Origin of the sequence: Treponema sp. Marseille-Q4523, assembly GCF_016901105.1 — a bacterium.
Taxonomy (GTDB): Bacteria; Spirochaetota; Spirochaetia; order Treponematales; family Treponemataceae; genus Treponema_D.
The window spans coordinates 1-14,363 of the sequence record NZ_JAFEVM010000049.1; the positions used below are offsets into that span (position 1 = coordinate 1).

14 protein-coding genes and 1 tRNA gene are annotated in these 14,363 nt (G+C 51.5%); 14 read left to right on the forward strand and 1 reads right to left on the reverse strand.

Features of this window, described 5'->3' with window-relative positions; all coding sequences use genetic code 11:
- The first annotated feature begins 87 nt into the window (after positions 1-87).
- On the forward strand, positions 88-1,380 hold the full coding sequence (locus JSQ97_RS11755) for an NCS2 family permease (protein WP_205076223.1): 1,293 nt from the start codon (positions 88-90) through the stop codon (positions 1,378-1,380).
- Between the two features lie 5 nt (positions 1,381-1,385).
- Positions 1,386-1,880 (forward strand): deoxycytidylate deaminase, encoded by a 495-nt coding sequence (locus JSQ97_RS11760; RefSeq protein WP_205076224.1) that lies wholly within the window; start codon positions 1,386-1,388, stop codon positions 1,878-1,880.
- A gap of 39 nt (positions 1,881-1,919) precedes the next feature.
- Here the strand turns inward: JSQ97_RS11760 and JSQ97_RS11765 are convergent, their stop codons facing one another.
- Positions 1,920-3,374, reverse strand: a complete 1,455-nt coding sequence (locus JSQ97_RS11765; protein WP_205076225.1) for a monomeric [FeFe] hydrogenase — start codon at positions 3,372-3,374, stop codon at positions 1,920-1,922.
- A 171-nt stretch (positions 3,375-3,545) separates the two neighbouring features.
- On the opposite strand from JSQ97_RS11765, the gene JSQ97_RS11770 reads away from it, so the two are divergent.
- The 12 genes from JSQ97_RS11770 to JSQ97_RS11825 all read left to right on the forward strand — a co-directional run bounded on the left by JSQ97_RS11770 (position 3,546) and on the right by JSQ97_RS11825 (position 14,177).
- The gene (locus JSQ97_RS11770; protein WP_205076226.1) at positions 3,546-4,121 is read left to right on the forward strand and encodes a biotin transporter BioY; all 576 of its coding nucleotides are present in this window, start codon (positions 3,546-3,548) and stop codon (positions 4,119-4,121) included.
- On the forward strand, positions 4,118-4,903 hold the full coding sequence (locus tag JSQ97_RS11775) for an energy-coupling factor ABC transporter ATP-binding protein (protein ID WP_205076227.1): 786 nt from the start codon (positions 4,118-4,120) through the stop codon (positions 4,901-4,903). Before JSQ97_RS11770 ends, JSQ97_RS11775 begins: the two co-directional genes overlap by 4 nt.
- Entirely contained in the window at positions 4,897-5,559 is a 663-nt protein-coding gene (locus tag JSQ97_RS11780; RefSeq protein ID WP_205076228.1) for an energy-coupling factor transporter transmembrane component T family protein, read from the forward strand. Before JSQ97_RS11775 ends, JSQ97_RS11780 begins: the two co-directional genes overlap by 7 nt.
- A gap of 134 nt (positions 5,560-5,693) precedes the next feature.
- Positions 5,694-6,158 carry a transcriptional regulator NrdR gene (gene nrdR / locus JSQ97_RS11785; protein ID WP_021331205.1) on the forward strand — a complete coding sequence of 155 codons (465 nt, stop codon included), beginning with the start codon at positions 5,694-5,696 and terminating at the stop codon, positions 6,156-6,158.
- Positions 6,155-8,272 (forward strand): ribonucleoside triphosphate reductase, encoded by a 2,118-nt coding sequence (locus tag JSQ97_RS11790; protein ID WP_205076229.1) that lies wholly within the window; start codon positions 6,155-6,157, stop codon positions 8,270-8,272. Before nrdR ends, JSQ97_RS11790 begins: the two co-directional genes overlap by 4 nt.
- A 230-nt stretch (positions 8,273-8,502) precedes the next feature.
- On the forward strand, positions 8,503-9,057 hold the full coding sequence (gene nrdD, locus JSQ97_RS11795) for an anaerobic ribonucleoside-triphosphate reductase (protein ID WP_205076230.1): 555 nt from the start codon (positions 8,503-8,505) through the stop codon (positions 9,055-9,057).
- Complete coding sequence (locus JSQ97_RS11800) at positions 9,054-9,836, forward strand: radical SAM protein (RefSeq protein WP_205076231.1); 783 nt, start codon at positions 9,054-9,056, stop codon at positions 9,834-9,836. The genes nrdD and JSQ97_RS11800 overlap by 4 nt, the downstream gene beginning before the upstream one ends.
- Positions 9,837-10,045: 209 nt before the next feature.
- A tRNA-Met gene (locus JSQ97_RS11805) sits at positions 10,046-10,118 on the forward strand.
- 213 nt (positions 10,119-10,331) lie between these two features.
- Positions 10,332-11,276: an ornithine carbamoyltransferase gene (gene argF, locus JSQ97_RS11810; protein ID WP_205076232.1), complete on the forward strand. Its 945-nt coding sequence runs from the start codon at positions 10,332-10,334 to the stop codon at positions 11,274-11,276.
- 89 nt (positions 11,277-11,365) lie between these two features.
- A complete protein-coding gene (locus JSQ97_RS11815) occupies positions 11,366-11,800 on the forward strand; it encodes a hypothetical protein (RefSeq protein WP_205076233.1) in 435 nt (144 codons plus the stop codon).
- Positions 11,801-11,812: 12 nt separating this feature from the next.
- Positions 11,813-12,799, forward strand: a complete 987-nt coding sequence (locus tag JSQ97_RS11820; protein WP_205076234.1) for a DHH family phosphoesterase — start codon at positions 11,813-11,815, stop codon at positions 12,797-12,799.
- A gap of 424 nt (positions 12,800-13,223) precedes the next feature.
- A complete protein-coding gene (locus tag JSQ97_RS11825) occupies positions 13,224-14,177 on the forward strand; it encodes a 3-hydroxyacyl-CoA dehydrogenase (protein ID WP_187383827.1) in 954 nt (317 codons plus the stop codon).
- Positions 14,178-14,363 lie beyond the last annotated feature (186 nt).

Consider the following 14,363-nt stretch of genomic DNA (forward strand, 5'->3'; position numbering starts at 1 on the left):
AATAAATTTAATTATCGAGTTCGGAAGCAGTAATTATGCGGCAAAAAAAATGCCGCATCGAAACAGACCCAAGGAGATCGAACGAAAATGGAAAATTTTTTCAAATTGAAAGAGAGAGGAACGACGGTACGCACCGAAATCACCGCCGGCTGCACGACTTTTTTGGCGATGGCGTATATCCTCGCCGTAAACCCCGCGATCCTTTCACAGGCGGGCATGAATGCGGCAAGCGTCTTTACCGCAACGGCGATTGCGGCGGGCATTGCGACGCTCGTTATGGCATTTACCGCAAACCTGCCGGTCGCCCTCGCACCGGGCATGGGGCTGAACGCGTTTTTTACGTTTACCGTCGTTTTGGGCATGGGCTATTCGTGGCAGACGGCGCTCACCGCCGTTTTTCTCGAAGGTATTTTATTTATCGTCTTATCGATTTTTAAAGTCCGCCAAGCGCTCATCAAAGCGATTCCCGCAAACTTAAAAAAAGCGGTTGCAGTCGGCATCGGTTTATTTATCACCCTTATCGGTCTGCACGACGGCGGCATCGTTTCCGGAGATACCGGAACGATCATCGGTTTTGTGCCGATGAAAGGCGCCGCCCTCGTCGCGATCATCGGCCTCGTCATCACGATCGTTTTACTGTGCTTAAAAGTAAAAGGCGCGATCATCATCGGCATGATTTTGACGACGATCATCGGCTACCCCTTCGGCGTAACGAAGATTCCCGAAGGCTTCAGTCCCTTTTCACTTCCTGCAGCCCCGCTCTTCTTTCAGTTCGATTTTTCGACGGTGCTTTCGCTGAAATTTTTTACCGTGTTTTTTACGTTCCTCTTCGTCGATATTTTCGACACGATCGGAACGCTCATGGGCATCGCCGAACAGAGTAATCTGAAAGATAAAAACGGCGACATCAAAAACGTGAACGAAGCGCTCCTCTCCGATGCGGTCGGAACGGTCGTCGGAGCCGCACTCGGCACGTCGACGATAACGAGCTTTGTCGAAAGCACCGCAGGCGTCGCCGAAGGCGGACGCACGGGTCTCACGTCGGTAACCACTGCAATCATCTTTTTCGCAGCTCTCTTTTTGAGCCCGCTCTTTTTGCTCGTGCCGTCTGCGGCTTCCGCACCGGCGCTCATCGTCGTCGGCTTTATGATGATGCGGGCAGCGGCAAATATCGAATTTACCGATCTTTCCGAAGGCATCCCCGCTTTTATCACGATCATGACGATGCCGTTTTCGTACAGCATCGCAACGGGCATTTCGTGGGGCGTTATGAGCTACGTCGTCTGCAAAGTCGCTTCGCGCAAGTTTAAAGACATTTCCGCGCTGACGTGGATACTCTTTGCCGTCTTCGTTGTAAAGACCGTACTCGACGCAATGTAAACACTATGGCAGACGAAGCAAAATACGCGCGCCCGAGCTGGGACGAATATTTTATGGAAGTCTGCCGCACGGTCGCAAAGAGGGCAACCTGCGACCGCGGCAGAAGCGGCTGTGTCATCGCGCGTGACAATCAAATTCTCGTAACCGGCTACGTCGGAAGCCCTGCAGGGCTTCCCCACTGCGACGACGTCGGACATTTGATGCGGAAAATGATCCACACGGACGGCACGATTTCACAGCATTGTGTCAGAACCGTACACGCCGAACAGAATGCGATCTGCCAGGCGGCAAAGCGCGGCATCGCGATCGACGGCGCGACCGTGTACTGTAAGATGACGCCGTGCAGAACCTGCGCCATGCTCATCATCAACTGCGGCATAAAGCGCGTCGTATGCGAAATGCACTACCACGACGAAAAAGATTCGCTCGATATGTTCAAACAGGCGGGCATTCCGATCGAACACGTAAACGACAAAACGCAAACGTACACGAATATGTAGCTCCGTTTGCAAATCGGTACGCTTTTATCGGAAGCACGCTTATGTTCCGCCTTTGGCGTAAGCAGCAAGCAGTCCTTCGGCGACAGCGGGATTCGTGATAACCGACGGACCTCCGATGCAGCCGCTTTCACACGCCATCACTTCGACAAGGTTCGGCGTGTTTTCGTTTTTCGCAATTTTCCCCTGATTTATCATTCCGTATGTCGCAAGTTTTTTCATACCGGCTCTGTCGAGCCCGTTGATTTGGGCGGCTTTGAGGATGCTTTGATCTTTCAGACGCACCCGCACCGCTTCCGCTACCCCGCCCGTCTTTGCAAAACCTCTTCCCGTCGACGTCGGAATGTGATCGGGCAGTTTTGCAGGGAGAGAAGCGATATCGATATTTTTTGCAATAAAAAACGCGCGGAGTTCTTCGACCGAAAGCACGTAATCGACCGCATCGTCGTCAAAACCCTCCCGCCGCTTTGCAAGACAGGGACCGATAAACACGGTAACGCAGTCGGCATCTTTTTGCTTTGCGATCTCCGCCGTGTAGTGCATGGGGCTTCGCGTTTCGGACACGCAGGGCTTCAAAGCCGGCACGTGAATGTTTACCGCGCGCACGTACGCCGAACAGCACGACGTCGTCATAAGCACATCTCCCCGCTCCATACGCTCTTCGAATTCTTTCGCTTCTTTATCCGCACAGATATCCGCTCCGATGGCGACTTCGAGTACGTCGTCGAAACCCAGAGCCGAAAACGCCGCTTCGAGCTGACCGGGAGCGGATTTGAATTGAGCTGCGATCGACGGTGCATAAAGCGCGACGACGCGGCGCTTTTTTTGCATGATATGCTTGATAACGTCGACGAGCTGGCTTTTATCCATCATCGCGCCGAAGGGACACTCGCTCATGCAGCGCCCGCAAAAGATGCATTTATCGTAATCGATTTTTTCGAGTCCCGTTTCGTCTTTGCTGATGGCGCCGACGGGGCACGCTTCTTCGCAGGGTACGGGAATTTTAATAACCGCGTGATACGGACAGTTTTGCATGCACAGCCCGCAGTTGACGCACTTCGCTTCATCGATAACCGCTCTCCGGTCTACCGTGATCGCTTTGCGCGGACAGTTCATCATGCACGGGCGCGCAAAACAGCCCTGACACGCGTTCGTGATCATGTAGTGCGTTTTTACACACGCGTTGCACGCATCCTGCAAAACGGTGAGCATGGGCCAGGTCGGAGAATCCCGCTCGAGAGCATCTTTCGCGTATTCGGCGAGCGGACGGTCGTCGTCGTAATTTTCGATCGATATGCCGAGCCTGGCAAGGACTCTCATGCGCAAAATCGCCCTGTCGTGGTAAATACAGCAGCGTATCGATTTCGAATCGAGAGGCGCCATTTCGCGAGGAATATAATGCACGCCTTCGGCAAGTTTGCCGTCGAGTTGAAGCCGCGCGATACGCACGAGAATTTCACGCTTTACGTTTGCAGCGTTGTTGTTGATATTGAGCATCGTTTTTCCTTCATGCAGCTGTTCGTTTACGCGCGGCAGTATAACATATTTTTACAGTTTGCGCCAGAAAAGGGAATGCACGGCGTAATTTCAAATTCCGTGCCGGTAAAATATCAGCATTTTAATTGTCAACCTATTGTATTTATTTAACAGTGATTGTAAACTCGCGCTATGAAAATAAACAACACTCGTTTTGTATTTATCGTTTTGTTTGCGGCGATCATCTGTGCGGGCTGCTTTATCGCAGTACCTATAGGTCCCGGCGGCATTCCGATCGTCATGCAAAATATGTTCGCCGTGCTCGCAGCTCTCACGCTCGGAGGCTTCGGCGGATTTTTTTCGGCGCTGCTCTTTGTCGCAGCCGGCGCGCTCGGACTTCCCGTCTTTTCAGGCGGCGCGGGCGGGATCGCGCGCCTTTTGGGGCCGACGGGCGGATTTCTCATAGGCTATATAATCGCAGCTCTCGCCGCAGGCTGCATCGCACGAAAGCCTCACGCAGGTGAAAAAGCCTTCAGCGCAAAAAATATCGTAAAGCTGTCGCTCGCCTCTCTTGCGGGATTTACGCTCATCTATGTTCCGGGCATCCTCCGCTTTATGCAGCTGACTCACCGAAGTTTTTCCGCGTCGATTGCAGCCTGCCTCATTCCGTTTATACCCGGAGATCTCATAAAGCTCGTTCTCTCAGTTCCGCTTGCGGCAAAGCTCCGCACGGCGGCTGCCCGTTATTTTACCGACAAAAGCGAATGACGCAGGACGATTTACTTCCGTACGACACTTCGTTTCCGAACGGCGCTTCCCTTTCCGTCGAAAACGTGACAAAAACGTTCCCGTCTTATGAGGGGGAGGAAAGGTTTACCGCGCTTTCGGAAGTGTCGTTTTCGCTTTGCGAAGGAGATACCGCCCTCATCGCGGGGGCGAACGGTTCGGGAAAAAGCGTACTCATGTCGATCATCGCTTCCCTCGACAAAGCCGATTCCGGTACGGTGAAAATCGTATGCGGCGGAAAAGCGGCGCAGTGCGGACTTGTATTTCAGGAAGCCGAAATGCAGCTTTTGGGAGAGACGCCGATCGAAGACGTGATGTTCGGCTTAAAAAATATCGGATTAAAAAAACGGGAAGCCGAACGAAAAGCGCTCGACGTGCTTGCGGAAGTAGGCCTTGCGGGAAAAGAAAGATCGAGCGCACGATTTTTGTCGGGAGGTGAAAAAAGACGGCTTGCCGTCGCAGGCATCATAGCGCTCGATATGCCGCTCGTCATATTCGACGAACCCTATGCGAACCTCGATTATTCGGGCGTGCGGCACGTGAACGCTCTTATCAAACTGCTGAAAAAAAAAGGAGTGACGATCATCATCCTCACGCACGAACTCGAAAAATCGCTTGCGCTCTGCAATCGCTTTATCGTGCTGTACCGCGGAAAAAAAGTATTCGACGGAAAGCCCTCCGAAGGATTGGCGCAAAAGCTCGAAGCTTGGGATATCAAAAATCCGCTCGCTTCCTACAAAGGTCTTCGGGATCTCGAATGGTAAGGCTTTTCGGCTACCGAAGCGGTTCGTCTTTTTTGCATAAATGCGATGCACGCATAAAACTCATTTCGCTTTTTGTGCTCGGCACCTGCGTTTTCATCTTGCCCCGAAACGCCGTGATCGCCTGTATCGCGATTTTTTTTGCGCTTTCCCCTGCCATCCGCTTTCCGATGAAAGAAATCCTTTTGTCGCTCAAGCCCATTGTGTATTACGCGCTTATACTCTACATTTCGTCGATAGTATCCGCCCTTTTCGCTCACGCTCCCTTTCCGCTTCCGTTCATCCCTTCCGAACGCGACATCGTCATTTTGTGCCGTCTCGCCCTCGCCTTTTTAATCGCAAACGCGATTTACCGCACGACAAGTCCCCTCGAACTTAGAGAAGCAGTCGAATCGATCGAAAGAGGTGTCGTGCGGATCTTTCGGCAAAGAGCGGAATACCGCCGTCTTCTTTTTTCGGAATCCTTATCGCTTTTGATCGTACTCATTCCCGAAGTATTCGCCGTGTGGCAGGCGGTTTTTCGCGCGTGGAAAGCGAGGTGCGGAAAAAAAGGCATCCGCATGGTGTTAACCCTTTTTCCGGTCTTTATCTCCGTGTGCATGAAGCGTACTTATATAATGTCGCTCGCTCTAAAAGCCAGGCGGCCGGAAAACACGTAAAAATCACAAAAAAACGGAGAATTTTCGACGCGGCATCTTGCAATATCAGCTGTAGCGCTGTATAGTATTATCATATCGTTTAAAACGCTATATTTAGAGTACAAATTTTAAATAATTTGTTATAAGGGATCGATATGCGGTGTCCGTATTGCGGAAGTCTCGACGACAAAGTTATAGAATCGCGTGCGATGGCAAACGGTGAAAGCATCAGGCGGCGTCGCGAATGCCTCGGCTGCGGCTACCGTTTTACGAGTTACGAGCGTATCGAAGAAAAACCCTTTATGGTCGTCAAGCGAGACGGAAGGCGCGAACCCTTCGAGCAGGCAAAGCTCGAAAAAGGCATCAGCCGCGCCCTCGAAAAACGGCCGGTGTCGATGAGGATGGTCGAACAGATCGTATCCGAAATCGAAGACAAGGCCGTTATGAGCGGAAAGGTGAGCCGCGAAATCTCGACTGCGGAACTGGGGGAACTCGTACTGCAGCGTCTGTATGAAATCGACAAAGTGGCGTACATCCGCTTTGCATCGGTATATAAGCATTTTGAAAACCTCGATGAATTCATCACCGAGGTAAAAAACATAGAGGGGAAACAGATATGAGCGGTCAGGCAGTATTTCCGGAATGGCGGAATTTTTTGGGTGAGAGCGGAGATAAAGAGACGGCGGGATTTATCAAATCCGTCGTAAAGCGCTCGGGGGATATAGCTTCTTACGACCGGAAAAAAATCGAATCGGCCATAGGACGCGCGATCGAAGCGGTCGAAAAGCGAAAGGATCCCGAACGGGCGGAAAAGCTTACGGACGCAGTAGAAGAAAGGCTCCGCCTGCGCCTTGCGGGAAGCAGAACGCATTCTATCCCCGCCATCGAAGAAATTCAGGACGACGTCGAAAGCGTCCTCATCGAAAATAACGAAGTCGAAGTCGCAAAAGCGTATATCCTCTACCGCGCGCGGCACGAAGCCATCCGCGGTGCAAAGAACCTCATGCTCGACATCAACAAAACGATGGACGAATATTTGAGCCGAAGCGATTGGCGCGTCAAAGAAAACGCGAACGTCAATTTTTCACTCGGCGGTCTCATCCTGAGCAATTCCGGCGCCGTTACGGCAAACTATTGGCTCAACAATATCTATCCGAAAGAAGTGGCGGACGCGCATAAAACGGCGGCCTTCCACATTCACGACCTTTCGATGTTTTCCGGCTACTGCGCGGGCTGGTCGCTGAGGCAGCTCATTCAGGAAGGACTCGGCGGCGTTCCCGATAAAATCACATCGACGCCCGCGACACACCTTTCGACGCTCGTCAACCAAATGGTGAACTTTCTCGGCATCATGCAAAACGAATGGGCGGGCGCTCAAGCGTTCAGCTCTTTCGACACCTATCTTGCGCCCTTCGTCAAAATCGACAATCTTTCGGAAAAGAGCGTGCGGCAGTGCATCCAAAGCTTTTTGTTCGGCGTCAACACGCCGAGCCGCTGGGGAAGTCAGGCACCCTTTACGAACGTCACGCTCGACTGGGTATGTCCCGACGACCTCAAAAACAAAAAAGCGATCGTCGGCGGCGAAGAGCAGGAGTTCACGTACGGCGATTGCCAAAAAGAGATGGATATAATCAATAAGCAGTTTATCCTGCTCATGCTCGAAGGAGACGCTTCGGGGCGGGGCTTCGGCTACCCCATCCCGACGTACAATATCACAAAGAATTTCGAATGGGAAAGCGAAAATGCGGAATTGCTTTTCAAAATGGCATCCCAATACGGCACTCCCTATTTTCAAAATTTCGTCAATTCCGATTTGAATCCGAGCGACGTGCGCTCCATGTGCTGCCGTCTCCGCCTCGATAAACGCGAGCTTCGAAAACGCGGCGGCGGACTTTTCGGCTCCGACGAGTTTACCGGTTCCCTCGGCGTCGTTACGATCAACCTCCCGCAGATCGGTTTTCTCGCAAAAGACGAAAAAGCGTTTTTCAAGCGGCTCGACTATCTCATGGACATCGCGCGCGACAGCCTGTGCATAAAACGCAAAGTGATCCAGCACCTCCTCGATACGGGGCTCTACCCCTATACGAAGCGCTATCTGCACACGCTCGACAATCACTTCAACACGATAGGACTCTGCGGCATGAACGAATGCTGCCTCAATTTTCTCGGCACATCGATCGTCGATCCGAAAGGCAAAGCCTTTGCCGAACGCGTACTCGACTATATGAGAAGCCGGCTCGCCGACTATCAGGAATCGACGGGAGAACTTTTCAACCTCGAAGCGACGCCCGCCGAAAGCACGTCGTTCCGCCTCGCTTCCCATGACAAAAAGAATTTCCCGGAAATCATCACGAGCGGCACGGACGAAAGCCCCTTTTATACGAATTCGACGCAGCTTCCCGTCGACTATACGTCCGACATTTTCGAAGCCCTCGATTTACAGGAAAGCCTGCAGACACGATACACCGGAGGCACGGTTTTCCATACCTTTATGGGCGAACAGATAAAAGACTGGAGGGCGTGCCGCGATTTGGTAAAAGCGGTTACGGCAAACTACCGAGTGCCTTACGTGACGATTTCTCCGACCTATTCGATTTGCCGGAGCCACGGCTATTTGAACGGCGAGCACTTCGAGTGTCCGAAGTGCAAAGCGGAAAAGGAAAGAGAGCTGCGTTTAAAGCTCGAACGGCTCGAAAAAGAAAAAGAGGCAGTGCTCGCATCCGAACGCGCGTAGAAATACAGCGGCCGGAAGGAATGCCCGCGGGGTCGCTGCCGTACGGCAGATCTGCGGCATGGTACAGCCGATTTTATATGGGTGCGTTTTCGGAGCGTTTTTCGGTACGTACTGCTGAATATAGCGTAAAAAACTTGACATAGGGTCAAAACAACACTATAATTAGCGCATATATTATATCTAATACATATATGATATATTTACAACTATGGGCTTAGGGGGAAATTGCTATGACTGAATTGAAACGAACGATCAAAGAAATCGATGCGGATATCGAAGCGACGAGGGCAGCGCTTGCGGACGTACACGGCTCGGAAACCGAAGTGTATGCGCGCATCGTCGGCTATTACCGCGCAGTCCGCAATTGGAATAAAGGCAAACGCGAAGAATACGATCACCGCAAAATGTTCGCCGTTCCCGAAAACGAAGCGTATGAAATCACCGAAGCGGACAGCGCATGCGAGTGCGCCTCCCCTGCACGAGTTACGCATCCTGCGGCAAAAGTTTCCGCCTCGCGCGCAGCGGGTTTTGAAAAAGAAGGCAGATGGGAACTCTTTTCGAGAAAAACCTGCCCCAACTGCCCGCCGGTACAAGCGTATATGGCAAAGCTTTCGATGCGCGGCAAAACGATCGACGTCGATACCGAAGAAGGACTTGCCGAAGCCGCAAAAAAAGGTGTATTCGCTTCTCCGACAGTCATCGTCTATGACGAATCGGGTGAAGAAAGCGCGCGGTGCCACAGCGTTGAAGAGCTCGACGCAGTATTCGCTTCCGTCACCGCATGACGGAAACTTCGATCCCCGAAACGCTCCTGCACGCAAAAGCCGGTGTCCTCATAAAGACGACGCTCGTCGATTTTCCCGGGTGCGTCGCCTCTTCTCTTTTTTTGCGCGGCTGCAATCTCCGCTGTCCCTATTGTTATAACGCCGGTCTCGTGCTCGGCGGAAAAGCGGCAGCGGACGATATTTATGCGACGACGGAAGAAGTCTTTTTACACCTCGAAAAACGGAAAAATGTCCTCACGGGTTTTGTTGTAAGCGGCGGAGAACCCCTCGTAAATCCGCTTACGCCCTACCTCGTCCCTTATGCAAAAGCGCTCGGCTACCGTGTAAAGCTCGACACGAACGGCACATTGCCCGACGAACTGAACGCTCTTATCGAAGACGATAAAATGCGCCCCGACTTTATCGCGATGGATATAAAAACCTCCCCGTCGCGCTACGGCGAACTCTCGGAAAAAGCAAAAACGCAGGACAAATCGGCTGCGGCAAAAATCGAGGAGGATTTTTCTTCACGCATTGCACAAACCGTCCGCCTCACGTCTTCTCTTCCGCCTTCTTCGCGCGAATGGAGAACCGTGCTCGTCCCGCCCCTCGTAACGAAGCGCGACATACGGGAAATGGCCGCCCTGCTCCCTTCCGACGCATCGTGGAGATTTGCTCAGTTTCGAAACGAAAACTGCATCGACCCCGCATACAACGATATCGCCCCGTACTCCGACGCGGAAGCCGCTGCTCTCGTCGCATACGCAAAAACCTTTATCAAAGATTCCGAACTCCGCTGATACGAAAAATGCGAGCCGACGGCGTTTTATCGATACGGTTGCCATATATATGCTGTCGGTAACCGTTTTTAAAATTGCAAGAATCTTGCAGTTCTTGCACGAATTCTTGCAAATCTTGCAAGAACGGAAAACTTACCGTATGCAGGGATAAAGCGTCGAAAACCTTATTGACAAAATAAAGCGAAATATGCTATGCTTGATTTTATCACGGCGGCATAGCTCAGTTGGTAGAGCATACGGCTCATATCCGTAGTGTCTGTGGTTCAATCCCACATGCCGCTAATAAATTCTACACGATTGTGCACATCAAGCGATATACGAATAGACTTCCGACCTGAAAAAGCCCTGCTTTTTCAGGGACGCGGCGGTGCGATGCTTTCGCATCGCTTAGGGTAATCCGCCGCGGGTTCGATCACACATGCCGCTAATAATTTTCCACGATTGTGTTCAGGTAATTTACAAAACTTTCCATTCAAGCTACTATATCCTCTAATTATGGAAACATTTAAAGCTCCGTTTAAAGGACGATCGCTCCTCAATTGGATCGATTGGTCGCCGGACGAAATCGAAACGCTGCTCGATATCGCATGTACCGTAAAAGCGGAAGCGAAACGGGGAGAAGTTCACGCGCGCTTTGCCGGAAAAACTATCGCACTTATTTTCGAAAAACGCTCGACGCGCACGAGAAGCGCTTTTGAAAGCGCGTTCGGCGAAGAAGGCGGGCATCCGGTTTTTATGTCGACGCAGGACATCCAGCTCGGTGCAAAAGAATCGGTCAAAGACACGGCGCGTGTGCTCGGTAGGATGTTCAACGCGATCGAATTCCGCGGGTTCAAACAGGAACACGCCGAAGAGCTTTCTCTTTGGTCGGGCGTTCCCGTCATCAACGGGCTGACCGACGCCTTTCATCCGACTCAGGCGCTCGCCGATGTAATGACATTGAAAGAGAGGTTCGGAACATTAAAAGGACTCAAATGGTGTTTTTGCGGCGACGGCAGAAACAACGTCGCGCGGAGCCTCATGCTCATTTCGGCAAAGCTCGGAATCGACTTTTCGGTCTACAGCCCGAAAGAGCTTTTTCCCGACGAAACGATTCAAAACATCTGTGCACCGTTTGCGGCCCAATCGGGAGCAAAGATCACTCTCGGCGACGATAAAAGCGTCGTCCGCGGCGCCGACTGTCTCTATACCGACGTATGGGTGTCGATGGGAGAAGAAATGCTGAAAGATGCGCGTACAAAGCTGCTCTCTCCTTTTCGCGTAACGGAAGAGCTCATGAGAGAAACCGGCAAATCGACATCCGTCTTTATGCACTGTCTGCCTGCGGTAAAGGGCGAAGAAGTAAGCGAAGCGGTGTTCGAAAGCGAAGCGAGTATCGTATGGGACGAAGCGGAAAACAGAAAACACACGATAAAAGCTATTATGCTCGGCATAATGTGACGATACATAAAATAAGCGGTTTTTCCGCGCATAAAGCGCGCGAGGCAAACTCGATTACCGGTTTTTAAGGAGTTTTTATGGGAGTTGTTATGAAAAAGATTGTCCTGTGTTTTGCAGCCCTTGTGCTCGGCGCCGCAGCTTTGACGGCGCAAAAAACAACGCAGCCGAAGCTCGATGAAAGCAAATGGTCTTCGGTTACTTATTTTAATGTACCCCTCTATAAAGTGCTGCAGACGGAAGATGCATACGTCGTCATCTATGCAAAAAACAAAGTCGGAGCGGCGTCAACGACGATCCCGAAAAAATGGGCGAAGGGCAATACCGAAAATCCCCGCAAATTGAAATTCCGCACGGTGCGCGGGACGCTCCAGCCCTTTATGACGGTTGTCAAAGACGACGGCAAATTTGTGCGCGTCATTTTAAGCGTGCCGACGACAAAGGATACCGATTTTTGGGGAATAGCCGATCCGAACAAAGTAACCGATGTCGATAAAGATACGCTCGAAGAACTCGACTTAAACTGAGCGCCGTTTTCCATGCAACTGCTCACCGAAACGGAAGCCGCATCGTTCCGTGATTTTATCGATCGACACGATTTTTTTTACATCTGCGGTCACAAAGAGCCGGACGGCGACTGCATCTGTTCATGCATCGCGCTCGGTATGCTCGTTCAAAAAAAAGGCAAAGAGTTCCAGCTGCTTTCGGCGGGACCCTTTAAACGAACCGAAATCAAACGATACGAAGATCGATTTTCACCGTCAATGCGCTTTTTAAGCGAAGAAGAGCGCAAAAAGAGCGCACTCATCATCACGGACTGTTCGGAATACGGTCGGCTCGGAGACATCGACGGCGACTTGAAAAACCTCGATACCTGCGTCATCGACCACCACAAAACAGCCTCCGCTCCCGAAGGCGCCCTTTGCATCATCGACTCATCTTCCCCCGCCGCCTGCGCCATCGTTCAGCTTTTGTACGAAAGCGTCGTCGGGTGCATACCGAAGGATGCGGCGGAAATTCTCTTTACCGGCTTGTGTACCGACACGGGATTTTTCCGCTTCCTCGAATCGGATTCCGCCGAAGTGTTCAAAGCCGCATCCCGCCTCGTCGATGCGGGCGCAAATCCGAGAGCGACCTACGACTTTATTACCGGCGGAAAACCCTATACAACACGGAAACTGCTCGGCTCCGCTCTCTCGCGCGCGGAACGTTACCTTGACGGAAAGCTCATCGTCACAAGCGAAACGACCGACGATACGCAAAAATGGGGCGCCGAGGGCCGCGATTCGGATGCGTTGTATACGCTGCTTCTCGCTTCGGAAAAAACGCTTGCAGTCGTTTTCGTGAGGCAGGAAAGCGAACATTCGTGTACGATAGGTTTTCGTTCGCGCGGAAACGTCGACGTGAGCGCCATTGCGGCAAAATTCGGCGGCGGCGGACACAAAAACGCGTCCGGCGCAAGTTCGAGCGGAAAGATCGATACGCTCATCCCCCAAATCGTTAAAGAATTCGCGCGCGTTTTATAATTCATAGAGCATCCTCCCCGCTTTTCACAAGCATTCCGATATGTATCCAAGTCACCCTCACCAGAAACTATTTTCTCTAAAAAACAGCATTTAACATAAAAAATCGGCTGCACTCCCGGCAGCAGCCCTGCCGTTTGCGCGGGGAACTTCGCGCTTCGCGCTCGTTGCAAGTGCCGTGACAGACCGTAATCGGAATCGGACTGCGCAAACTTTTTATTAAAAAGTTTGCTTGCCATCGGTCTGAACGGCTCGGCGACAGTGCCGCTGCCTCGCGTTCCGCCTTTTTTATTATATGTTTTTTTCGCGTATACATTTCTGTTGCGGGCGGCATGACGGTATACCACGTATTCGTTGACATCTCCCGTTCGGGAGGATAAGATATATTCATCGGAAAGGATTATCGATATTCAAAGGAGCGTACAATATGAGCATTAAAAAGGTAGTTGTTGCGGGCGGCGGCGTATTGGGAAGTCAAATCGCATTTCAAGCGGCATACAAGGGATTCGATGTTACGATATGGCTGCGTTCCGACGCGTCGATCGGACGGTCCCAGCCGAAAATCGACAGGCTGCACGGAATATACCTTGCCGAATTGACCGATGCCGAAACGAAAATCGGCACAAAGGGAGCGATCTTTTCAAGAGGCCTCATAGACGACAGCGAGCATATAAGCGCCGAAAAAATCGCCCGTCTCAAAAAAAATGTCGAAACGGCGTATAAAAATCTTAAGCTCACAACCGACCTTGCTTCGGCAGTCAAGGACGCCGACATCGTCATCGAAAGTATGGCCGAAAACCCCGAAGCGAAAAAAGCCTTTTACGACGCGCTTTCGGCCGTCCTTGAAGATAAAACCGTCGTCGCGACAAATTCATCTTCGATGGTGCCGAGCATGTTCCGCGATCACGTCAAAAATCCGAAACGCTATTTGGCCATCCACTTTGCAAACAATATCTGGCGCAACAATATGGCCGAAATCATGGGACACGACGGAACCGATCCTGCCGCATTCGATGAAGTCGTCGCCTTTGCAAAAGCCATCGGCATGATACCGCTTAAAGTTTTAAAAGAGCAGCCCGGCTATCTCCTCAATTCCATGCTCATCCCGTTTTTGACGGCAGGGGAAGCCCTGCTTGCAAACGACGTCGGAGACGCGAAGACCATCGATTTGGCATGGAAACTCGGCACGGGAAGCCCGCTCGGCCCCTTTCAAATCCTCGACATCGTCGGTTTGGAAACGGCGTACAACATTACGATGAACCGTCCCGACTCATCCGATCCGGCCTCGCTCCACGGACGCATCGCGAAAATCCTGAAAGGTTACATCGACCAAGGCAAAACGGGTATCAACGCGGGCGAAGGTTTTTACAAATACAAATGATTTATCTGTGCCCGCGCAAAATTTTACGCGGGCAGTGCTTACGCACTTTTTACTTCCGTTCTTTTTTTCGTTGAGCTGCAATATCGGTATCGTAATCATAGTCGGCTATCAACATATTCATATAATGCTAATCTTTTTAAGAAAGAAGGGACTCGGCATGGGCAAAAATTCTCTTGACTTTTCGGG

Excerpts from the sequence above, each read along its gene's own strand:
- JSQ97_RS11775 (WP_205076227.1), top strand. The coding sequence starts at position 4,118 with ATGACGCAGGACGATTTACTTCCGTACGACACTTCGTTTCCGAACGGC.
- JSQ97_RS11815 (WP_205076233.1), top strand. The coding sequence starts at position 11,366 with ATGAAAAAGATTGTCCTGTGTTTTGCAGCCCTTGTGCTCGGCGCCGCA.
- JSQ97_RS11755 (WP_205076223.1), top strand. The coding sequence starts at position 88 with ATGGAAAATTTTTTCAAATTGAAAGAGAGAGGAACGACGGTACGCACC.
- JSQ97_RS11790 (WP_205076229.1), top strand. The coding sequence starts at position 6,155 with ATGAGCGGTCAGGCAGTATTTCCGGAATGGCGGAATTTTTTGGGTGAG.
- JSQ97_RS11770 (WP_205076226.1), top strand. The coding sequence starts at position 3,546 with ATGAAAATAAACAACACTCGTTTTGTATTTATCGTTTTGTTTGCGGCG.
- JSQ97_RS11800 (WP_205076231.1), top strand. The coding sequence starts at position 9,054 with ATGACGGAAACTTCGATCCCCGAAACGCTCCTGCACGCAAAAGCCGGT.
- nrdR (WP_021331205.1), top strand. The coding sequence starts at position 5,694 with ATGCGGTGTCCGTATTGCGGAAGTCTCGACGACAAAGTTATAGAATCG.
- JSQ97_RS11825 (WP_187383827.1), top strand. The coding sequence starts at position 13,224 with ATGAGCATTAAAAAGGTAGTTGTTGCGGGCGGCGGCGTATTGGGAAGT.
- JSQ97_RS11780 (WP_205076228.1), top strand. The coding sequence starts at position 4,897 with ATGGTAAGGCTTTTCGGCTACCGAAGCGGTTCGTCTTTTTTGCATAAA.
- argF (WP_205076232.1), top strand. The coding sequence starts at position 10,332 with ATGGAAACATTTAAAGCTCCGTTTAAAGGACGATCGCTCCTCAATTGG.
- nrdD (WP_205076230.1), top strand. The coding sequence starts at position 8,503 with ATGACTGAATTGAAACGAACGATCAAAGAAATCGATGCGGATATCGAA.
- JSQ97_RS11820 (WP_205076234.1), top strand. The coding sequence starts at position 11,813 with ATGCAACTGCTCACCGAAACGGAAGCCGCATCGTTCCGTGATTTTATC.
- JSQ97_RS11760 (WP_205076224.1), top strand. The coding sequence starts at position 1,386 with ATGGCAGACGAAGCAAAATACGCGCGCCCGAGCTGGGACGAATATTTT.
- JSQ97_RS11765 (WP_205076225.1), bottom strand. The coding sequence starts at position 3,374 with ATGCTCAATATCAACAACAACGCTGCAAACGTAAAGCGTGAAATTCTC.